Here is a 19,016-nt window from a genome sequence, read left to right as displayed (position 1 = left end):
TGCAGAGATTACGAGGCCATCATCTCGAGGTCGTAGTTGCGGCTAACCGTGCCCGCGGCAATTTGAAGCGAACATCCAATTGCCCAGCAGCATGCGATCAGAACGATCGAACCGTCGGACACTACGTGATCAAGGACAATCATATTGACGCACAGAAACGCGGTAATAGCGGCGACGAAAGTACCTGCCGCACTGAGGATCTCGGCGGCGTCTGTGCCAGTGGTTCGCTCTCCCGGCAGCCTCGAAGTTGATCGCTGAGCAGGACGGCCAGGCAGGTCGATCCCGATATAGAAGCTGAAGGCGCCAAAGAGCATCACCAACCAGATAAACCAGTCGCTTCCAAACAATTCGCCTTTCAGGTGCATCAATGCTGCGCCCACATACATGCCGCAGGAGGCTCCAACGGTAGCCAGTCCAATCCTTTCAAGGAGATGCACCGATTTGATTAGAGCAAGAGGAGCTACCCAGTTGGTAGCCGAGGCATAAACGTACTTTGCCATCGCCCGTGGCGCATTGCACATTCGCATGTTGTTTCGCCTCTGCAAGGAACAAATGGCCTGCCGCAGTCAGCGGGCTGCGCGTTTGGGTGCACTTCACGTCATTAAGCGTGGAAAAAGTGTGCCGACCGACGGCATGAGCTGCCCCACCTGGTGGCTGCGAGACCTCGGCGCCTCGCCACTTTGGCAGCTATCCGGCAAGCAATTCGGTTGAGCACTGTAGAGACGTTACTCCGTCTCCCGTCTAACACCTAATGATTAATGACCGAACATGTGTTGAATAAGGAAGGGCACCGCGGACCTCGATACCTGCACAAGGGCTTGTGAGTACGAGCACGTATAGACTTTATTCCTCGGCGCGCACCGGTTGCTCGCCTGGTCGATAGGCGAAACCGGGGTCGATTCCTTCGGGCACCATGACGGTTCGGTCGCCGACGATGTGCGGCACCAGGCGCGAGGCCGGCGCCTGGTAGGACACCTCATAGCCGTAGCGTTCAAGGTCGTCGTCGGAGAGGCTTTCGACCCAGCAATGGCAGAACCAGCCATTGGGCGGGAAATGCGTCTGCCACCACGGATCATCCACTGGGAGAATTGTGCCGTCCCAGGCCTTGTGCTCCGGCCGCGGATGCGCCTGGCCCGGCAGATGCTTGTACATTAGGTAAGGCCCGGGTCGCCTTGACCTGCTGTATCTGCTCCCAGCGCCCGGATGGACGCCCTTTGGACCGCCGCGGCGGCGCTCGGTTGACCCAAAGTTCCGGGTTGGTGATGGGGTGACAAACGAAGTTGCGCACGGTGCCATTCGTTTTTGCGCGCTACACTTGGCGCGCGGCACAGGAAGCAACTTCGCGTGCCGACACTCTCGCCTTGATCTCGATGCCCTTCACGACGGCGAAGATCGCGGGAATCACGATCAGCGTCAGCAGCGTCGACGAGATCATGCCGCCGATCATCGGCACCGCGATGCGTTGCATGATCTCGGAGCCGGTGCCGGTGCTCCACATGATCGGCAACAGCCCGGCCATGATGGCGACCACCGTCATCATCTTCGGACGGACGCGCTCGACCGCGCCCGTGATGATCGCGCGATTGAGGTCGTCACGAACGATCGTGCGTCCCTCCGCAGCGCGACGCGCGGTGATCTCGCCCAGCGCCTGGTTGAGATACATCAGCATCACGACGCCGGTCTCGGCGGCGACGCCGGCGAGCGCGATGAAGCCGACCGCGACCGCAACCGACAGGTTGAAGCCGAGCGCCCACATCAGCCAGAAGCCGCCGACCAGCGCGAACGGCAGCGACAGCATCACGATCATCGTCTCCGCCACCGAGCGGAAATTGAGGTAGAGCAGCAGGAAGATGATCGACAGCGTCACCGGCACCACGATCCTGAGCCGCGCGGCGGCGCGTTCGAGATATTCGTACTGCCCGCTCCAGACCACGTAGGTTCCGGGCGGAAACTGCACGCCGGCCTGCACCGCGCGCTGCGCGTCCGCGACATAGCCGCCGAGATCGCGATCGCGAATATCGACATAGATGTAGGTCGCGAGTTGCCCGTTCTCGGTCCGGATCGTGGTCGGCCCGCGCGCCGGCGCGATGTCGGCGACCTCGCCGAGCGGCACCGCGCCGCCCGCCGGCATCGGCACCAGGATGTCGCCCGCAATCGCGCCCGGATTGTCGCGCAAATCGCGCGGATAGCGCATGTTGACGGTGAAGCGCTGGCGCCCCTCGACCGTCGTGGTCACGCTCTGGCCGCCGAGCGCGGTCGCGATCGTATCCTGCACGTCCTGCACCGCGATGCCGTAGCGCGACAACGCCTCACGGTTCGGCGTGATCTCGAGGTAGTAGCCGCCGAGGCTGCGCTCGGCATAGGCCGACGAGGTGCCGGGCACGCCCCGCACGACCTGCTCGACCTGGCGCGCGAGCTTGTCGATCACGGCAAGATCGGGACCGATCACCTTGACGCCGACCGGCGTCCTAATCCCGGTCGACAGCATGTCGATCCGCGCCTTGATCGGCATGGTCCAGGCGTTGGAGACGCCGGGAAATTGCAGCGCCTTATCCATCTCGGCGATCAGGCGGTCGAGCGTGAGGCCGGCGCGCCATTGCTGCTTCGGCTTCAGATTGATGACGGTCTCGAACATCTCAGACGGCGCCGGATCGGTTGCGGTGGCGGCGCGGCCGGCCTTGCCGTAGACCGAGGCGACTTCCGGAAAGCCGCGGATGATCCGGTCCTGCATCTGCAACAGCTCGGCCGCCTTGGTCACCGAAATCCCCGGCAGCGTGGTCGGCATATAAAGCAGCGTGCCCTCATTGAGGTCAGGCATGAATTCGGTGCCGAGCTGCCGGGCCGGCCAGATCGAGACGGCGACGGCACCGAGCGCCAGCAGGATCACCAGCGTCTTCGCCCGCAACACGCCGTTGATGACCGGACGGTAGATCCAGATCAGAAAGCGATTGATCGGATTTCTGTGCTCGGGGACGATCCTGCCGCGGACGAAGATCACCATCAGCGCCGGCACCAGCGTCACCGACAACAGCGCCGCCGCCGCCATCGCGAACGTCTTGGTGAAGGCGAGCGGCGAGAACAGCCGCCCCTCCTGCGACTCCAGCGTGAAGATCGGCATGAAGGACACGGTGATGATGAGCAGGCTGAAGAACAGCGCCGGCCCCACCTCCGCCGCGGCCTCGATCAGGATCGCGACCCGCGACCGCCCGGGCTCCGCCCGCTCCAGGTGCTTGTGCGCGTTCTCGATCATCACGATCGCCGCGTCGATCATGGCGCCGATCGCGATCGCGATGCCGCCGAGGCTCATGATGTTGGAGCCGATGCCGAGCAGCTTCATCGCGCCGAACGCCATCAAGACACCGACCGGCAGCATCAGGATCGCGACCAGTGCGCTGCGGACATGCAGCAGGAACACGATGCAGACCAGCGCGACCACCACGCTCTCCTCCAGCAACGTCCGCTTCAGCGTGTCGATCGCCGCATAGATCAGGTTGGAGCGGTCATAGACCGGCACGATCTCGACCGATTTCGGCAGGCTGGTCGCGATCTCCCTGAAACGCTTCTTGACGTTCTCGATCACGTCGAGCGCGTTGACGCCGAAGCGCTGCAGCACGATGCCGCTCGCCACCTCGCCCTCGCCGTTCAGTTCAGCGATGCCGCGCCGCTCGTCGGGGCCGAGCTCGACGCGGGCGACGTCGCGCAGCAGCACCGGCGTGCCGCCATCGGTCTTCAGCACGATGTTGCCGAGATCGTTGATGTCCTTCAGATAGCCTTTGCCGCGGATGACATATTCGAACTCGGAGAGCTCGACGGTGCGGCCGCCGACATCGGCATTGCTGGCGCGGATCGCATCGCGCATCCGCTGCATGGTGATGCCGCGATCGCGCATCCGTTGCGGATCGAGGATCACGTTGTACTGCTTGACGAAGCCGCCGACGCTGGCGACCTCGGCCACGCCTTCCGCCCTGGCGAGCGCGAATTTCAGGTTCCAGTCCTGGATCGTGCGGGTGTCCGCAAGGTTCAGCTCCTTCGACATCACGGCATACTGGTAGACCCAGCCGACCCCGGTCGCGTCGGGTCCGATGGTCGGCGAGACGCCGGCCGGCAGCCGCGACGCCGCGCCGTTGAGGAATTCGAGCACCCGCGAGCGCGCCCAGTAGATGTCCGTGCCGTCCTCGAAGATGACATAAACAAAAGACACGCCGAAGAACGAGAAGCCGCGCACGACCTTCGACTTCGGCACCGTCAGCATCGCCGTGGTCAGGGGATAGGTGACCTGGTCCTCGATCACCTGCGGCGCCTGGCCGGGATACTCCGTATAGACGATGACCTGGGTGTCGGAGAGATCGGGGATCGCATCGAGCGGCAAATGCAGCAGCGCGTAAAGGCCCGCGGCTGCCGCGAAGCCGGTGCCGAACAGCACCAGCAGCAGATTGCGCGCCGACCAGGCGATGACACGGGCAATCATCGCCGGTCCCCCGTCTTCTCGCCCTCGCCCGCCTGCGCAGCACCGGCCTCGGCAAAGCCCTTGATCGCCGCCTTCAGGTTGCTTTCGGCATCGATCAGAAACGTCGCGGAGGTCACCACCGCATCGCCCTCGGCGAGGCCGTCGCGGATTTCGACATAGCCCTCGCCGCGCCGGCCGAGCTTGACCTCGCGCGGCTCGAACCGCCCGTTGCCGCGGTCGATCAGCACGCTCTGGCGGCTGCCAGTGTCGAGGATAGAATTATCAGCTACCGTAAGTACCGGCGCCGCGCCGCCGGTGTCGATCTCTGCGTCGACATACATGTCCGGCAGCAGCGCGAGGTCGGCATTCTGCAATTCGATCCGCACCCGCGCGGTGCGCGTCTCCTTGTTCACCTGCGGATAGATCACGCTGATCTGGCCCGCGAAGCTGCGCCCGGGATAACTGCGCGCCCGCACCGTGACCTTTTGCCCGACGACGATATTGCCGAGATCGCGCTCGGCAACGTCGACCAATGCCCACACGACAGAGACGTCGGCAATCCGGAACAGCACGTCGCCGGGCTGCGCGCGCATGCCCTCGATGGCGGCGCGCTGCAGCACGATGCCGTCGCGCGGCGACAGCCACTGGATCGCGATCGGAACCGTCCGGCTCTTCTCCATCTCGGCGATGACCGGTTCGGGAACGTCGAGATTGGTCAGTCGCTGCTTGGAGCCGCGCCCGTAGGGCTCGATACCCACGGTCGCCTTCGACGTGATGGTCGCGACATATTCGGCCGCAGCGGACGATATTGCCGGGCTGTAGATCTCCATCAACGGCTGGCCCTTCGTCACCCGGCTGCCGGTCGTGACGTCGGCGACTTTCTGCACATAGCTCTCGGCGCGCATTGCAATCACCGACACCCGCCGTTCGTCGAGCTGGATCGTGCCGGGTGCGCGGACCAGCGTGCGGATGCGGCGCATCTGTGCGGGCTCGGACTTGACGCCGCTACGCTGGATCCTACCGGGCGACAGCGTGATCGACCCGTCGTCGCTGTCATCGCCGTCATAGACGGCGATGTAATCCATCCCCATGGAGTCCTTCTTCGGCACCGGCGAGGTGTCGGGAAGTCCCATCGGATTGCGATAATATTTGACCTTGCGCTCGCCTTTCGCGGCAGGCGCGCTCACCTCTGCCGATTGCCCGGGCCCGCCGGCACCTCCCTCGTCATCCGCAAACACCGGCAGATAGTCCCGCCCGTCAGGCGTCTTCTTGGGTGTCGCCGAATAGAGCGACTTGCCGTCGGGATCGCGGTAGTAGATCGGCGCAGCGGTCTCCGCCGCCCGCGCGGCGGAGACGATGGCAGCGGTCGCTGGCCGCGGCGGCAGGTCGCGGCCGATCCATGCGGCGCCTGCCACTGCGGCGATCGCAGCCCCAGCGCCGGCCCATGTTAAGGGGCCCATTGCTCGACGGCTCATTGCTCGGCCGTGACGACGAGCTTGTTCTCGACCGCGCCGGTCTCGCCCTGCACCTTGGCGCCGAGCGACAATTGCCAGCGGCCGGCCATGCCGAAGGTCGCCTTGAACCGATAGGTGCCGGGCTCGGTGCCCGGCATCGGCGTCACCTTGGTGGCCATCTCCTGCATGCCGTCGGGCGCCATGTCGAGCCTAGTCGAGAAGATGACCGCGTCGGGCACGGCTTTTCCGCTGGTCTTGTCGACCAGCCGCACCGTGACGATGCGATCGGCACCCGCCTTGACCGTCGGCTGCACGAGCTGGAATTCGTAGTTCTTGATCTCGGCGTGGGCAGCCATGCCCGTTACGGCAACGCCCATCAGCGCGGCGGCAGCGGCGCGCGCCAGGTGGAAAGACTTCATGGTAATGATCCTCGATACGTCTGATGAACCGCGTGAGCGGCATGCAAAGGCACGCGCGCCGTCTGGCGCACGCGTCAACGATCAGGCGCTTGCGCGCCCGTCAGACGTGGGTTCGAGGCGGATGGTCGGGAGGTTTGGCACCAAGGCCGTCAAGCAGGCGGTCGTCACGGGCGGCGATCCGGCTCCGCAGCGGCTCGCGCTCGACCAGCGACGCTGTGCCGGCGGGCACCGGTAGCGAAACGCTCAGCATGCAGAGCGCGAGGAACGGACAGTCGCCGCAGCCCTTGCTTTTGCTCTGGTCCGGACAGCACGGCATGTCGTCGGCCATCTCCTGCCCGGACATGGTCTCGACGGACACGGCCTGATGCGACATGGCCTGTCCAGACATGGCGTGATCGGACATCGCCTGCATCGCAGCAGCCGATGCATCCGGCATCATCCGGGCAAATGCCGGCGCCACGGGCGCGAGCAACAGCCCGGCCGCGACCAGCAGCAGAATCCAGAGATTGGCGAGCCGCCTCAAATGCATGCCCGCTTCTCGCACGGATCTGTGCACGGCGCAAATCCGTCCGGCTTCACGATCGCGCCAGCACCCCGGCTGACATTCTCACCCGCGGCTTACGTCTGCTTCAACACCGCCGGATCGACCGGCATCTTGCGCAGCCGCTTGCCGGTCGCCGCGAAGATCGCGTTGCTGATCGCCGGCACGATGCCCGAGGTTCCGGTCTCGCCCATGCCGCCGGGCGGCTCGGTGCTCGGGACGATATGGACCTCGATCGCCGGCGCCTGATCGATGCGCAGCATCTGGTAGCTGTCGAAATTGCTCTGCTCGACGCGGCCGTCCTTGAGCGTGATCTCGCCGTAGAGCGCCGCCGTGACGCCGAAATTGATGCCGCTCTGCAGCTGCGCCTGCACCGTGTCGGGATTGACCACGGTGCCGCAATCCATCGCGCAGACGACGCGGTGGACGCGGACCGAGCCGTCCCTGGCGACCTCGACCTCGGCGACCTGCGCGAGGTAGCTGCCGAACACGAATTGCAGCGACACGCCGCGTCCGCGCCCGGCCGGCAGCTTGCCGCCCCAACCGGCCTTGGCCGCCGCGAGCTCGAGCGCCGCCTTGGCGCGCGGCGACTTGCCGAGCAGCGCGCGGCGATAATCGACCGGATCCTGCTTCGCCGCCGCCGCCAGCTCGTCGATCACGCTTTCGGTGACGAACACGTTGTGCGAGGGCCCGACGCTTCGCCAGAACGCGGTCGGAATGCCCGGCGGCTCGACCCGGACATATTCGACGTGGAAGTTCGGGATGTCGTAGACGAGATCGATCGCGCCTTCCGTCGTGTCGGGGTCGAGCCCGTTGCGGAACGCCGGCGGCGCCCATCGCGCCAGCACCGACGAGCCGGCGAAGCGGTTGTTCCAGGCGACCGGCTTGCCGGATGCATCGAGCCCGACCGCAATCCGGTCGCACCAGTAGGGCCGGTACATGTCGTGCTGGATGTCCTCCTCGCGGGTCCACACCAGCTTGACCGGCGCATCGACCTGCTTGGCGATCTGCACCGCGCGAATGACGCCATCGACCTCGAGCCGGCGGCCGAAGCCGCCGCCGAGCAGGTGATTATGCACCACCACCTTCTCCGGCGGCATGTTCAGCACCTTCGCGGCCACCGCCTGCGCGCGCGAGAGCGCCTGGCTGCCGACCCAGATCTCACAGCCATCGGGGCGCACATGCACGGTGCAGTTCATCGGCTCCATCGTCGCATGGGCGAGGAACGGCAGCTGATAGGTCGCCTCGACTTTCGTCGCCGCGCCTGCCATCGCCTTGTCGGCGTCGCCGATATTCTGCGCGACCGCGCCCGGCTTCGTGGTGGCGGTTTCGAGCTCGCGCGCGATATCCGATGTGGCGAGCTTGGCGTGGGCCCCCTCGTCCCACTCGATCGTGAGCGCCGCGAGACCCTTCTTCGCCGCCCCCATGTGGTCGGCCACCACCGCGACGGCGTCGTCGAGCGTCACGATCTGGCGCACGCCGTTGACGGCTTTTGCCGCCGCATCATCGACGCGCTTCACCCGCCCGCCGAACACCGGCGACTGCGCCAGGGTCGCGATCTTCACCCCGGGCGGCCGGGCGTCGATGCCGTAGACCGCCGTGCCGTTGATCTTGGAGGGCGTATCGAGCCGCTTGGCCGGCGTGCCGATCAGCTTGAACTCGGACGGGCTCTTCAGCGTGACATTCTCCGGCACCGGCATCTGCGCCGCGTCGGTCGCCAGTTCGCCGTAACCCAGCTTGCGTCCCGAGGCTGCATGATGCACCTCGCCGTTCTCGGCGCGGCATGTCCCAGGCTCGACGTTCCAGCGTTTCGCCGCGGCTGCAACCAGCATCGCCTTCGCAGTCGCGCCGGCTTTCCGCATCGGCTGCCAGGCGCCGCGCATCGCATTCGAATTGCCGGTGGCCTGCACGCCGAGCAGCGGGTTGGCGTAGAGCTTGTCGCTCGGCGGCGCGTGTTCGAGCCGGACCTGCGTCAGGCCGATCTCGAGTTCCTCGGCGATCAGCATCGGGATCGAGGTGTAGGTGCCCTGCCCCATCTCGACATAGGGCATGGTCAGCACGACCTTGCCGTCGCCGCCGATCCGGACGAAGGCGTTCGGCGCGAAGCCGTCGGAGGCCGCCGCCTCGCTCTCGCGGCCCGCGAACGGCAGGCTCACGCTGAGCAGCAGGCCGCCGCCCGCGATCGCGCCGGCGCGGAGGAAGTTGCGCCGCGACAGGTCAGCAGCGCGCTCGGACAGATTGTCGATCAGCGTCATGGCTCAACCTCCCGACTGCGCGGCTTGCTTGATGGCTTCGCGAATGCGGACATAGGTGCCGCAGCGGCAGATATTGCCGGACATCGCGTCGTCGATATCGGCATCGGTCGGCTTCGGCTTGCTCGCGAGCAGCGCGGAAGCCGACATGATCTGCCCGGACTGGCAGTAGCCGCATTGCGGCACCTCATGCGCGAGCCATGCGTCCTGGATCTTCTTGCCCGCCGGCGTGTTGCCGACCGCCTCGATGGTCGTGATCTTGGAGTCGCCGATGCTGTCGATCGTCGTGATGCAGGAGCGCACCGCGCTGTCATCGAGATGCACCGTGCAGGCGCCGCACAGCGCCATGCCGCAGCCGAACTTGGTGCCGGTCATGCCGAGCACGTCGCGCAGCACCCAGAGCAGCGGCGTATCGCCATCGGCATCGACCTGATGACTGGTCCCATTGATCGTGATCTGGAAAGGCATCCTGACACTCCTGTCTGGTTCAAGTCCTGGGCGGGATCGCGTCCCTCCGGGCGAAATCGGCAGCATTTCGAAGCAATCGCACGGATCATCGCGCCGATTGCTCACTTATGGTAATAAATACAATTCCAGCGCCGTATAAGCGACGCTTTGATCTGCAGTGAAATAACTATTGGTTTATAATCATGGATCGACTGACCAGCATGTCCGTGTTCGCCCGCGTCGCCGATCTGGGCTCCTTCACCGCGGCGGCCAAGGAGCTGCGGATGTCGCCGACCATGATCGGCAAGCATATCCGTTTTCTCGAGGACCGGCTCGGCTCGCAATTGATCAACCGGTCGACCCGGCGGCAGGGCCTCACCGAGCTCGGCCGCAGCTATCTCGATCACTGCAGGCAATTGCTGGAACAGGCCGAGGCCGGCGATGCGCTGGTCGAGGAGGCCCTCAGCGCACCGCGCGGCAAGCTCCGGATCGCGACCTCGGTCGCCTTCGGATCGTACAGCCTGGCGCCCGCGCTGGTCCGCTTCATGAAGAAGTATCCGGAAGTCTCGGTCGACCTCATCCTCAGCGACAGGATGGTCGACCTGCTCGAGGAAGGGCTGGATGCGGCGATCCGGGTCGGCACGCTGACTGACTCCACCATGATGTCGCGCTCGCTGTCGCCCTATACCGGCGTGGTGTGCGCCGCGCCGAGTTATCTCGCCGAACGCGGCACGCCGACCCATCCGGCGGATCTCGCCCGCCATGAATGCCTGCGCTACCCCGGCTGGTCGGACGGACAGCGATGGACCTTCTTGGGGCCGGAGGGCGAAGTGCATGTCGATGTCGCGAGCCGCCTCTTCATCAACAGCGCGTTCGGCATCCGTTATGCGGCGCTGGCCGGCGCCGGCATCGTGCTGATGCGCGACGAGCTGCTTGCCGACGATATCGCCGCAGGACGGCTGCAGGTCCTGCTGCCGAACTACACGACGCGGGCCCGCGCGCGCCAGATCCTGTGGCCGAAGCACCGCAAGATGACGCCGAAGCTCCGCGCGCTGATCGACTTCATCGTGGAGACGTATGGGTGAGACAGATCGATCCTTCGGTTCACGCTCGAAACGTGAATTGAGGTTAGTTCGTGCCTGCTATGATGAGAAGATTGTTGAGTACGGGCGTGGAGCAAAACGCCGCCACGATCGCAATATTGTAAGGGTTATTGCTGCGCCAAAGCAGCCACATCATGAAATAGGTCAAACCGAGCTTCGGGATAAGCCACCAGGGGCCGAGCCATGTCTGAGCGACATGCATGAACGGGTTCAGCTCGCCGAGGCCGAGATTCAGGATTGTGTTCGTGGTGTATAGGTCGGCGATGCCAAGAAGCAGGACGGACAGCACGAGGAGCGTCTTGGCGAGGTAACGCGGCCCCAGAATAATCTCGTAAGCAAAAGCGACGCCCTCCGGGACGTTCCGCTTGAACCACGACTGCGCGGCGTCATTGGTCGCGAAAACCTTCAGACGCTCCGGCTCGCCAACGGGCTTGCTTGTGTCGGTATAGACCCAGACTTTCATTCGATGCTCAAATAGCTCTTTTCAAATCATAAGACGTATCATCTGCCGCAATGGTCCGCTCCGGAGACGGCTCTGCCGTCGCCGCAAGGATTGATTCCGGAGAGTGGAGGTGCCGCTTCTGGGCGATTCAATCGTTGCGTCGCTTCAGGTCCATGCGTCCGATGCGTTCATCAATCAGTCGATTTAGTCTCTCGTCCCGCAATGAATTCTTCCTAAACAGCCCGCCATGCAGCCGATAGGCAAGAAGAAGCAGGACAATAGCAGTGCTCCCGAGATAGTAGGACCAGTCCATCGTTGAACCGCGCCTGGCTGCTGCAATGGGCGAAGCTTAGGGCGAGCTTGTCCTACTTGTCCAACGCTATCCTGTGCGCCGCACCTGTCCGTACCCGCTGGATTGGCCTGATTTATGCTTGGAGATGGCCACATGCGGAGGACGCGCGATGAGGCGGGACCTTTTGGTGATCTGCGGCGGAATGCTGGCCACGGGCGCTATCGCCTGGATCTTGTTCGGTAACCCGGCGAGCGTGCCACGTATGCACGGGCTCCAGACGATGTCTGCCGATCAAGACGACCAAGACCTGAGACGCGTCTCCCAGCGAAGTCCATATATGCGAGACGAGCGCTAGGGCCGTCCCCGGCGGGTGCCCCGCGAAATTCAATCACTGAGCTGTCCGATGGCGCAAGGCGGCTGTCGATTCGAATGCGTCCAGTCAGTGGGACTGAGCGTAGGGCGCAGCATTCATCAGCAGCGCCCCGAAAAGCAGGACCAGATAGAGCATCGAAAACACGAACAGGCGACGAGCGGGCCGCCTTTCCTTGTCGTGGCTCCGGCGTACCTGCCATGCGAGAAAAATCATGATCGCTCCCAGCGTCACCGCAGCCGCGCCGTAGACGGCTCCAGCAAACCCCAGTGCACAAGGCAGCAGTGAGGTCGAAACAAGAAGGGCGCTGTAGAGAAGAATCTGGCGCTTTGTTTCGGCCTTGCCGGCCACGACCGGCAACATCGGCACTCCGGCGCGGGCATACTCTCCAGCAAGATTGAGCGACAGTGCCCAGAAGTGGGGTGGCGTCCAAAGGAAGATGATCAGAAACAGGATGAGCGGCTCGAGCCCGATATGTCCTGTGACCGCGACCCAGCCGATCACCGGAGGGAGCGCGCCGGCGGCACCGCCAATGACGATATTCTGCGGGGTTCGGCGTTTGAGCCACATCGTGTAGACGACAACGTAGAAGAAGATTGTAAAAGCAAGCAGCGCAGCAGCGGCCATGTTCAGCAAGGTGCCGAGGGCGAGGACGGCGCACGTGCCGAGCATCAATCCGAAGACCAATGCTTCCGGGCGCGATACGCGGCCGCTCGGAATTGGACGGATGGCGGTACGTGCCATCATCGCATCGATGTCGGCATCGTACCACATATTGAGCGCGCCTGCAGCGCCGGCGCCCGCAGCGATGCAAACAAGAGCAGCGAACCCGATGAAGGGATCGATGCCCCCCGGTGCGACCATGAGACCGACCAGTGCGGTAAAGACGACCAGCGACATCACGCGCGGTTTCGTCAGTGCGACGTAGTCTCCGATGTTGGCATAGCTCCGGCGACGAATTGAACGATTGATTTGCACGAGATTAATTCCTCGTCAGTTCGAAAAGCCATCGGTTGAAGGCCCTCTTCGCAGGGTGCCGGACGATGCGGCGAGGCCTCCGCCTTCAGGATGTCTTGCCTCGTCCAGCACGACCGATGTGGTCATGGCCGCCCCATTTCTAGCTTGCTGGTGCGAAGAACATGACCCGAAGCAGGTGCGTATAGTCGGATTCGAACACCATGATCCCCACAAAAACCAGCACCAGCACCGGCGGCAACAGAATGGCATAGGCCAATGCCAACCGCTCCCAGGCCATGTGCATGAACACGGCGACGATCAGGCCGGCCTTCAGCACCATGAACAGCAGGATCAGCGACCATCGCAGGTGGCCATGGATACCAAAATAGTCGACGAGATAGGAGCAGGTGCTGAGCACGAACAACCATCCCCAGACCACGAGATAGAGCTTGATCGGGTGCTGCTGGCCCTCCGCATGCGCGGCGCCCGATGCCACCGCGCCATGCACATAGCTGTGTAGCACATGCTGTGCTGCCTGCCCTTCCACATGTACCGCTGCTTCTGTCATGCGCGACCTCACCAGAGATAAAAGAAGGCAAAGATGAACACCCAGACCAGATCGACGAAATGCCAGTACAGGCCCATGATTTCGACGATCTCGTAGTAGCCCTTGCGGCTCGTGAAAAAGCCGCGCCGCTCGACGTCGAAGTCTCCCCGCCAAACCTTTCGCGCGATCACGATCAGGAAGATCACACCGATGGTCACGTGGGTGCCGTGGAAGCCGGTGATCATGAAGAAGGAAGCGCCAAATTGCGGTGCGCCCCACGGGTTGCCCCAGGGCCGCACGCCCTCCATGATCAGCTTGGTCCATTCGAAAGCCTGCATTCCGACGAACGTCGCGCCAAATGCCGCGGTGACCAGCATCAAGGCTGCGGTTTTGACGCGATCCCGGCGGTAACCGAAGTTGACGGCCATCGCCATCGTCCCGCTGCTGCTGATCAGGACGAAGGTCATGATCGCGATCAGGATCAGCGGGATGTGCTGGCCGCCGATATTGAGCGCGAAGACTTCGCTGGGATTGGGCCACGGCACGGTCGTCGACATTCGCGCCGTCATGTACGACAGCAGGAAGCAGCTGAAGATGAAGGTGTCGCTCAGGAGGAAGATCCACATCATGGCCTTCCCCCACGACACGTTCTTGAACGCGCGCTGGTCCGAGGCCCAGTCGGCGGCGATGCCTCGCAGTCCGGGCGTCGTTCCGGGCAGCGCCTTGGGGGTTGCGAGTGTGGTTTCGGTCATCGCGTCCTGCCTCGCTAGGTGAGCAACTGGCGACAGATGTCGACGAAATTGTCGGTCCAGCCCGTCAGCAGACCGAGCAGGACCAGCCATACCAGCAACAGGAAATGCCAGTAGATGGTACAAAGCTCGACGCTCAGGCGCATCTGCGTCATCGGCGCGCCGCGCCACAGTTTTACGGTCGCCCTGCCGAGCGCCACCAGGCCGCCGGTCACGTGCAGCCCGTGGAGCGCGGTGATCAGATAGAAGAAGGAATTGGCCGGATTCGACGCCATGACATAGCCGGCGACGTTGAGCTGCTGCCACACCACGAGCTGCCCGATCAGGAACATCACGGCCGATGCACCGCCGACCAACAGGCCCGCGATCAAGCCCTCATGGTCGTCGTGGCGCGCGGCCATCAGCGCCCATTGCAGCGCCACGCTGCTGATGACGAGGACGCCGGTGTTGAACCACACCAGCCTCGGCAGCGGCAGCTCGCGCCAGTCCACCATGGTGGTGCGCATCGAGTAGGCGCTGATCAGGAGCGCGAACAGCGAGCCGACCACCGCGAGAAAGACACCAAGGCCGATTTTCGCCGCCGGCACCGAAGAGCCGAGATCGCCGCGAAGATCGACGGCAATGCCCTGCTCCAGCCACGGCTTGGCGGCCAGCCGTTGCTGCGAGAGCCACCATCCCGCGATCGCTGCAATCGTAGCAATGAACAGGACGATGGCACTCACGGATGGGCTCCCTGGGCCAGCACCTTGGCCGGCGGTTCATTCTGCGGGATGAAGTCTCTCGCGGAACCGGGCACGCTGTAATCATAGGCCCAGCGATAGACGACGGGGAGCTCCTTGCCCCAGTTGCCGTGCCCCGGCGGGGTCTCCGGCGTCTGCCATTCCAGCGAGGTGGCACCCCAGGGATTGCCGCCCGCCTCTCTTCCCTTGAACAGGCTCCAGACCAGATTGAACAGGAAGACAAGCTGGGCGAAGCCGACAATCAGCGCCGCCACGCTCATGAACGCATTGAGGTCATGGGCGGATGCCGGGACGAACGAGGTCTCGCCGATGTCGTGATAGCGGCGCGGCATCCCGAGCAGGCCGAGATAGTGCATCGGGAAGAACACCGCATAGGCCCCGATGAACGTCACCCAGAAGTGGAAGCGTCCGAGCGCATCATTGAGCATCCGCCCGGTGACCTTCGGATACCAGTGATAGATCCCGCCGAACACGGCCATGATCGGCGCAATTCCCATCACCATGTGGAAGTGCGCGACGACGAACATCGTATCGGACAGCGGAACATCGACGACAACGTTGCCGAGGAACAGCCCGGTCAGGCCGCCATTGACGAAGGTGACGATGAAGCCGAGCGCAAACAGCATCGGCACCGTGAGATGGATGTCGCCGCGCCAGAGGGTCAGCACCCAGTTGTAGACCTTGATCGCGGTCGGGATCGCGATGATGAGCGTCGTGGTGGCGAAGAAGAACCCGAAATAAGGGTGCATGCCGCTGACATACATGTGGTGCGCCCACACGACGAAGCTCAGCGCTCCGATCGCCACGATCGCCCAGACCATCATGCGATAGCCGAAGATATTCTTGCGCGCGTGCGTGCTGATCAGATCCGAGATGATGCCGAACGCCGGCAGCGCGACGATGTAGACTTCGGGGTGGCCGAAGAACCAGAACAAATGCTGGAACAGGATCGGGCTGCCGCCGCCATACTTGGTCAGCTGGCCCATCTCGACCAGTGTCGGCATGAAGAAGCTCGTTCCAAGGAGGCGGTCCAGCAGCAGCATCACCGAGGCCACGAACAGCGCCGGGAACGCCAGCAGCGCCATCACGGTCGCGGTGAAGATGCCCCACACCGTCAGCGGCATGCGCATCAAGGTCATGCCGCGCGTGCGCGCCTGCAGCACCGTCACTACGTAATTGAGCCCGCCCATCGTGAAGCCGATGATGAACAGGATCAGCGAGGCCAGCATGAGAACGATGCCCCAGTCCTGCCCGGGGGTACCGGACAGAATCGCCTGGGGTGGATAAAGCGTCCAGCCGGCACCGGTCGGCCCGCCCGGCACGAAGAATGTCGCGGCCAGCACCAGCACCGCGAGCAGGTAGACCCAATAGCTCAGCATGTTCACATAGGGGAAGACCATGTCCCGCGCGCCGACCATCAGCGGGATGAGGTAGTTACCGAAGCCGCCGAGGAACAGCGCCGTGAGCAAATAGATCACCATGATCATGCCGTGCATGGTGATGAACTGAAGGTACTGATTGGCATCGATAAAGGAGAATGTGCCGGGAAATCCCAGTTGCAGCCGCATCATCCACGACAGCACCAGCGCAACCATTCCGATCGACATCGCCGTGATCGAGTACTGGACGGCGATCACCTTGGCGTCTTGCGAAAAGACGTACCTCGTCCACCAGCTGTGCGGATGGTAGAGCTCGACCTCACCTACTTCGGCGGGCGGGATGCCTGCGACCTGATCAAACGGGATATCGACCATCGGAATACCCTCCTCGGTCTTCCGCTCAGCGACGAGTTCACGTCATATCCGGCCGAACATCCGGCCGATCCTCGTCGGCATGTTCATTCGCTGCCAGTCTTGTACGCCGCCTTCGCGACGTTGCGCTGGCCGGACAAGGCGGCGAACGTGTGCTGCTTGTCCAGCCACGCGTGATATTCCTTCTCTTCTTCCACGACGACCTTGCTGCGCATCTGTGCGTGCGCGGCACCGCAAAGCTCCGCGCAGAGGACGTCGAAGGTTCCGGTCCGGGTCGGCGTGAGCCAGTAGTAGGTCACCGAGCCGGGGATCATATCCATCTTCGCCCGGAACTCGGGGACGTAGAAATCATGCAGGACGTCGATCGAGCGGAGCAGCACCTTCACCGGCTTCCCGACCGGCAGATGCAGATCCTCGTTTTGCACGACGATGTCGTCCTGCCCGTTCGGATCATTGGGATTCAACCCGAGTGGATTGTCGGAGCTGATCAGGCGTGCATCTGAGGTGCCGAGCCGGCCGTCCTTTCCCGGAAGCCGATAACTCCACATCCATTGTTGTCCAACGACCTCGACGTCGGTCGCGTCGTCGGGAACGGTGACGAACTGGTGCCAGACGACGAGGCCGGGCGCCAGCATGGCGACGACGCCGATCGCGGTGCCGATGCTGAGCCACCATTCGAGCTTCTTGTTCTCGGGATTGTAGTGGGCGCGCCGTCCCTCGGTGTGGTGAAAGCGCAGGACGCAATAGGCCATGAACACGATCACCGTGCAGAACACCGCTCCGGTGATCCAGAATGTCAGGTTGATGGTGTGGTCGATATAGCTCCAGTTCGAGGCAATCGGGGTCCACCACCAGGGGCTGTAGAGGTGAAACAGCACCGAGGCGACGGCAACCAGGAGCAGTAAGATCGCTACAGCCATCCCTCATTCCTCCTTGCCATCGAAGGCTGCGGAGACGAACGAAAGGGCGGAGCTCACGTCAGAGGGATGGTCTCACGTTCACCATCACCGTGGCTTTTGCCTCGCCCATTCTGCCGGTCACGATGCTGGGACATGACAAAAACTCAACGTCACGGCCGCAACCTCATCGGAGCTGGGGGCGTCAACCATCAACATGGTACCCATCGAGGCGGACGTCAATAGAGGAGTAATGCCCGCCCCTGTCCGGCGCGTGCTGCCGGGAATGCATGGGATGCCGCGAACACTGATCGGCCCTCCCGTCTCGCATGGTGCATCGCAAGACATCGCTTGTGCAGCTGCACAATTCTCCCGACCGCATTCGCCACCTTGCTTCTGCCGCGCATCGGACTAGTTTTACCGGACCGGTTGCGACAGATGTCGTCCGGCAAGCTCCTTCTGGTTGAATCTGATTTGCCGGACTCAGTCGCGATTTTCGCGCATGAGGCGGATGTGCGTGTGTTGATGGCGCTCCGTTCCCCTGCGGCCACAAGCAAGGAGACCGGAACCATGACCACGGTGTTCGCACGACCCAAGCTGCAATTGTTTGGCGTCTCTACCGCCTTCGTCGTTCGCAAGATCAGCCTTTCCGACCTGGGCGACGCGCTGCGCCTCGGCTGGGAAGACTTCAAGGCCATCCCGACCCACGCAATCGTCCTGTGCGTGATGTATCCGGTGCTCGGACTTGTCCTGTTCAGACTTGTGCTTGGCTATTCGGTGCTGCCGCTGCTGTTTCCGCTCGCCGCCGGCTTCGCCCTGATCGGTCCTTTCGCCGGACTCGGCCTCTACGAACTGAGCCGACGACGCGAACGCGGAGAGGAGCCAGGAGCCTGGGATGCAATGCAGGTGCTGCGCGCGCCGTCGTTCGGCGCCATGTTCGAACTCGGCGTTCTCCTGTTCGTTCTGTTCGGGGTCTGGATCGCCACCGCGGACGCGATCTACATCATGACGTTCGGCTATGCGCCGGCTGCGAGCATCCCTGATTTCGCAAAGCGCGTGTTGACGACGCCCGAAGGCTGGTCGCTCATCATCGTCGGATGCGGCGTCGGCTTCCTTTTCGCCTTGGTTGCCCTGTGCGTCAGCGTCGTCTCATTTCCACTGATGCTCGACCGTCATGCGACAGCGATCGATGCGATCCGCACCTCGATACGAGCCGTGATGATGAATCCAATTGAGATGGCCGCGTGGGGATTGATCGTTGCGGTATTGCTGGCCGTGGGCTCACTGCCGTTCTTCGTCGGCCTCTGCGTCGTTCTGCCGGTGCTTGGTCATGCGACCTGGCATCTTTACCGGAAGGTGGTCGAGCCCGACCGGAATCCTCCGCAAGAAGAGCCCCGCCCGCCGATCGGTCACCGCTACGCGGCCGACTTCCCGGCCTCCCTCTTCCCATGGAGCCGTGAGCGCTAAGCGTTTTTTGAGCGAAGCATGTCGCGAGAATGCGGGTGCATGGCACCGATGCTGCAACAATTGGGTGTCGTCCCGGCCTGATGCGTAATTGCGCACGGGGGGCCGGGACGACGAATGTGGATGTCGGCCGTGCCACACAATC

17 protein-coding genes are annotated in these 19,016 nt (G+C 63.5%); 2 read left to right on the top strand and 15 right to left on the bottom strand.

The genetic code is table 11. The features are described from left to right. Window positions 1-8 precede the first annotated feature (8 nt). The 8 genes from JEY66_RS19190 to JEY66_RS19155 form a co-directional block, all read right to left on the bottom strand. Window positions 9-500 carry a hypothetical protein gene (locus JEY66_RS19190; RefSeq protein ID WP_244620814.1) on the bottom strand — a complete coding sequence of 164 codons (492 nt, stop codon included), beginning with the start codon at window positions 498-500 and terminating at the stop codon, window positions 9-11. 343 nt (window positions 501-843) lie between these two features. Then, window positions 844-1,296, bottom strand: a complete 453-nt coding sequence (locus JEY66_RS19185; protein WP_259171294.1) for a phage head morphogenesis protein — start codon at window positions 1,294-1,296, stop codon at window positions 844-846. A gap of 13 nt (window positions 1,297-1,309) precedes the next feature. Beyond that, window positions 1,310-4,468 (bottom strand): efflux RND transporter permease subunit, encoded by a 3,159-nt coding sequence (locus JEY66_RS19180; protein ID WP_018272269.1) that lies wholly within the window; start codon window positions 4,466-4,468, stop codon window positions 1,310-1,312. Then, window positions 4,465-5,922, bottom strand: coding sequence for an efflux RND transporter periplasmic adaptor subunit (locus tag JEY66_RS19175; RefSeq protein ID WP_370143231.1), 1,458 nt, complete (start codon window positions 5,920-5,922; stop codon window positions 4,465-4,467). Before JEY66_RS19175 ends, JEY66_RS19180 begins: the two co-directional genes overlap by 4 nt. Continuing rightward, window positions 5,919-6,320, bottom strand: coding sequence for a FixH family protein (locus JEY66_RS19170; RefSeq protein WP_016843891.1), 402 nt, complete (start codon window positions 6,318-6,320; stop codon window positions 5,919-5,921). The genes JEY66_RS19175 and JEY66_RS19170 overlap by 4 nt, the downstream gene beginning before the upstream one ends. A 100-nt stretch (window positions 6,321-6,420) precedes the next feature. Next, window positions 6,421-6,849, bottom strand: a complete 429-nt coding sequence (locus tag JEY66_RS19165; RefSeq protein WP_018272271.1) for a hypothetical protein — start codon at window positions 6,847-6,849, stop codon at window positions 6,421-6,423. Between the two features lie 89 nt (window positions 6,850-6,938). Then, complete coding sequence (locus JEY66_RS19160) at window positions 6,939-9,116, bottom strand: xanthine dehydrogenase family protein molybdopterin-binding subunit (RefSeq protein WP_018272272.1); 2,178 nt, start codon at window positions 9,114-9,116, stop codon at window positions 6,939-6,941. A 3-nt stretch (window positions 9,117-9,119) separates the two neighbouring features. Next, entirely contained in the window at window positions 9,120-9,581 is a 462-nt protein-coding gene (locus tag JEY66_RS19155) for a (2Fe-2S)-binding protein (protein ID WP_016843894.1), read from the bottom strand. Window positions 9,582-9,763: 182 nt separating this feature from the next. On the opposite strand from JEY66_RS19155, the gene JEY66_RS19150 reads away from it, so the two are divergent. Then, the gene (locus JEY66_RS19150) at window positions 9,764-10,645 is read left to right on the top strand and encodes a LysR substrate-binding domain-containing protein (RefSeq protein ID WP_016843895.1); all 882 of its coding nucleotides are present in this window, start codon (window positions 9,764-9,766) and stop codon (window positions 10,643-10,645) included. 43 nt (window positions 10,646-10,688) lie between these two features. On the opposite strand, the gene JEY66_RS19145 is transcribed toward JEY66_RS19150, so the two are convergent. From JEY66_RS19145 to coxB, 7 genes are all read right to left on the bottom strand, one after another. After that, the gene (locus JEY66_RS19145) at window positions 10,689-11,126 is read right to left on the bottom strand and encodes a DUF5658 family protein (RefSeq protein ID WP_016843896.1); all 438 of its coding nucleotides are present in this window, start codon (window positions 11,124-11,126) and stop codon (window positions 10,689-10,691) included. A gap of 710 nt (window positions 11,127-11,836) precedes the next feature. After that, a complete protein-coding gene (locus tag JEY66_RS19140; RefSeq protein ID WP_016843898.1) occupies window positions 11,837-12,745 on the bottom strand; it encodes a heme o synthase in 909 nt (302 codons plus the stop codon). 139 nt (window positions 12,746-12,884) lie between these two features. Beyond that, entirely contained in the window at window positions 12,885-13,292 is a 408-nt protein-coding gene (locus JEY66_RS19135) for a cytochrome C oxidase subunit IV family protein (protein ID WP_026192933.1), read from the bottom strand. A gap of 8 nt (window positions 13,293-13,300) precedes the next feature. Beyond that, entirely contained in the window at window positions 13,301-14,023 is a 723-nt protein-coding gene (locus tag JEY66_RS19130) for a heme-copper oxidase subunit III family protein (RefSeq protein ID WP_016843900.1), read from the bottom strand. A 14-nt stretch (window positions 14,024-14,037) separates the two neighbouring features. After that, window positions 14,038-14,742 (bottom strand): cytochrome c oxidase subunit 3, encoded by a 705-nt coding sequence (locus tag JEY66_RS19125; protein ID WP_016843901.1) that lies wholly within the window; start codon window positions 14,740-14,742, stop codon window positions 14,038-14,040. Beyond that, window positions 14,739-16,514, bottom strand: a complete 1,776-nt coding sequence (gene ctaD / locus JEY66_RS19120; protein ID WP_018272275.1) for a cytochrome c oxidase subunit I — start codon at window positions 16,512-16,514, stop codon at window positions 14,739-14,741. The genes JEY66_RS19125 and ctaD overlap by 4 nt, the downstream gene beginning before the upstream one ends. An 83-nt stretch (window positions 16,515-16,597) precedes the next feature. Next, window positions 16,598-17,431, bottom strand: a complete 834-nt coding sequence (gene coxB / locus JEY66_RS19115; RefSeq protein WP_018272276.1) for a cytochrome c oxidase subunit II — start codon at window positions 17,429-17,431, stop codon at window positions 16,598-16,600. Between the two features lie 546 nt (window positions 17,432-17,977). Between coxB and JEY66_RS19110 the strand changes: the two genes are divergently transcribed. Continuing rightward, on the top strand, window positions 17,978-18,874 hold the full coding sequence (locus tag JEY66_RS19110; RefSeq protein WP_026192934.1) for a DUF2189 domain-containing protein: 897 nt from the start codon (window positions 17,978-17,980) through the stop codon (window positions 18,872-18,874). The last annotated feature ends 142 nt before the right edge of the window (window positions 18,875-19,016 follow it).

It is taken from the genome of Bradyrhizobium elkanii USDA 76, from assembly GCF_023278185.1.
In the GTDB taxonomy this organism is placed as follows: domain Bacteria; phylum Pseudomonadota; class Alphaproteobacteria; order Rhizobiales; family Xanthobacteraceae; genus Bradyrhizobium; species Bradyrhizobium elkanii.
This window is presented reverse-complemented; position numbering and strand designations above follow the sequence as displayed.

What these genes read in the sequence shown, in the direction of transcription:
- JEY66_RS19190 (WP_244620814.1), bottom strand. Translation starts at nt 500, where the DNA reads ATGGCAAAGTACGTTTATGCCTCGGCTACCAACTGGGTAGCTCCTCTT.
- JEY66_RS19185 (WP_259171294.1), bottom strand. Translation starts at nt 1,296, where the DNA reads ATGGCACCGTGCGCAACTTCGTTTGTCACCCCATCACCAACCCGGAAC.
- JEY66_RS19180 (WP_018272269.1), bottom strand. Translation starts at nt 4,468, where the DNA reads ATGATTGCCCGTGTCATCGCCTGGTCGGCGCGCAATCTGCTGCTGGTG.
- JEY66_RS19175 (WP_370143231.1), bottom strand. Translation starts at nt 5,922, where the DNA reads ATGAGCCGTCGAGCAATGGGCCCCTTAACATGGGCCGGCGCTGGGGCT.
- JEY66_RS19170 (WP_016843891.1), bottom strand. Translation starts at nt 6,320, where the DNA reads ATGAAGTCTTTCCACCTGGCGCGCGCCGCTGCCGCCGCGCTGATGGGC.
- JEY66_RS19165 (WP_018272271.1), bottom strand. Translation starts at nt 6,849, where the DNA reads ATGCATTTGAGGCGGCTCGCCAATCTCTGGATTCTGCTGCTGGTCGCG.
- JEY66_RS19160 (WP_018272272.1), bottom strand. Translation starts at nt 9,116, where the DNA reads ATGACGCTGATCGACAATCTGTCCGAGCGCGCTGCTGACCTGTCGCGG.
- JEY66_RS19155 (WP_016843894.1), bottom strand. Translation starts at nt 9,581, where the DNA reads ATGCCTTTCCAGATCACGATCAATGGGACCAGTCATCAGGTCGATGCC.
- JEY66_RS19150 (WP_016843895.1), top strand. Translation starts at nt 9,764, where the DNA reads ATGGATCGACTGACCAGCATGTCCGTGTTCGCCCGCGTCGCCGATCTG.
- JEY66_RS19145 (WP_016843896.1), bottom strand. Translation starts at nt 11,126, where the DNA reads ATGAAAGTCTGGGTCTATACCGACACAAGCAAGCCCGTTGGCGAGCCG.
- JEY66_RS19135 (WP_026192933.1), bottom strand. Translation starts at nt 13,292, where the DNA reads ATGACAGAAGCAGCGGTACATGTGGAAGGGCAGGCAGCACAGCATGTG.
- JEY66_RS19130 (WP_016843900.1), bottom strand. Translation starts at nt 14,023, where the DNA reads ATGACCGAAACCACACTCGCAACCCCCAAGGCGCTGCCCGGAACGACG.
- ctaD (WP_018272275.1), bottom strand. Translation starts at nt 16,514, where the DNA reads ATGGTCGATATCCCGTTTGATCAGGTCGCAGGCATCCCGCCCGCCGAA.
- coxB (WP_018272276.1), bottom strand. Translation starts at nt 17,431, where the DNA reads ATGGCTGTAGCGATCTTACTGCTCCTGGTTGCCGTCGCCTCGGTGCTG.
- JEY66_RS19110 (WP_026192934.1), top strand. Translation starts at nt 17,978, where the DNA reads ATGACCACGGTGTTCGCACGACCCAAGCTGCAATTGTTTGGCGTCTCT.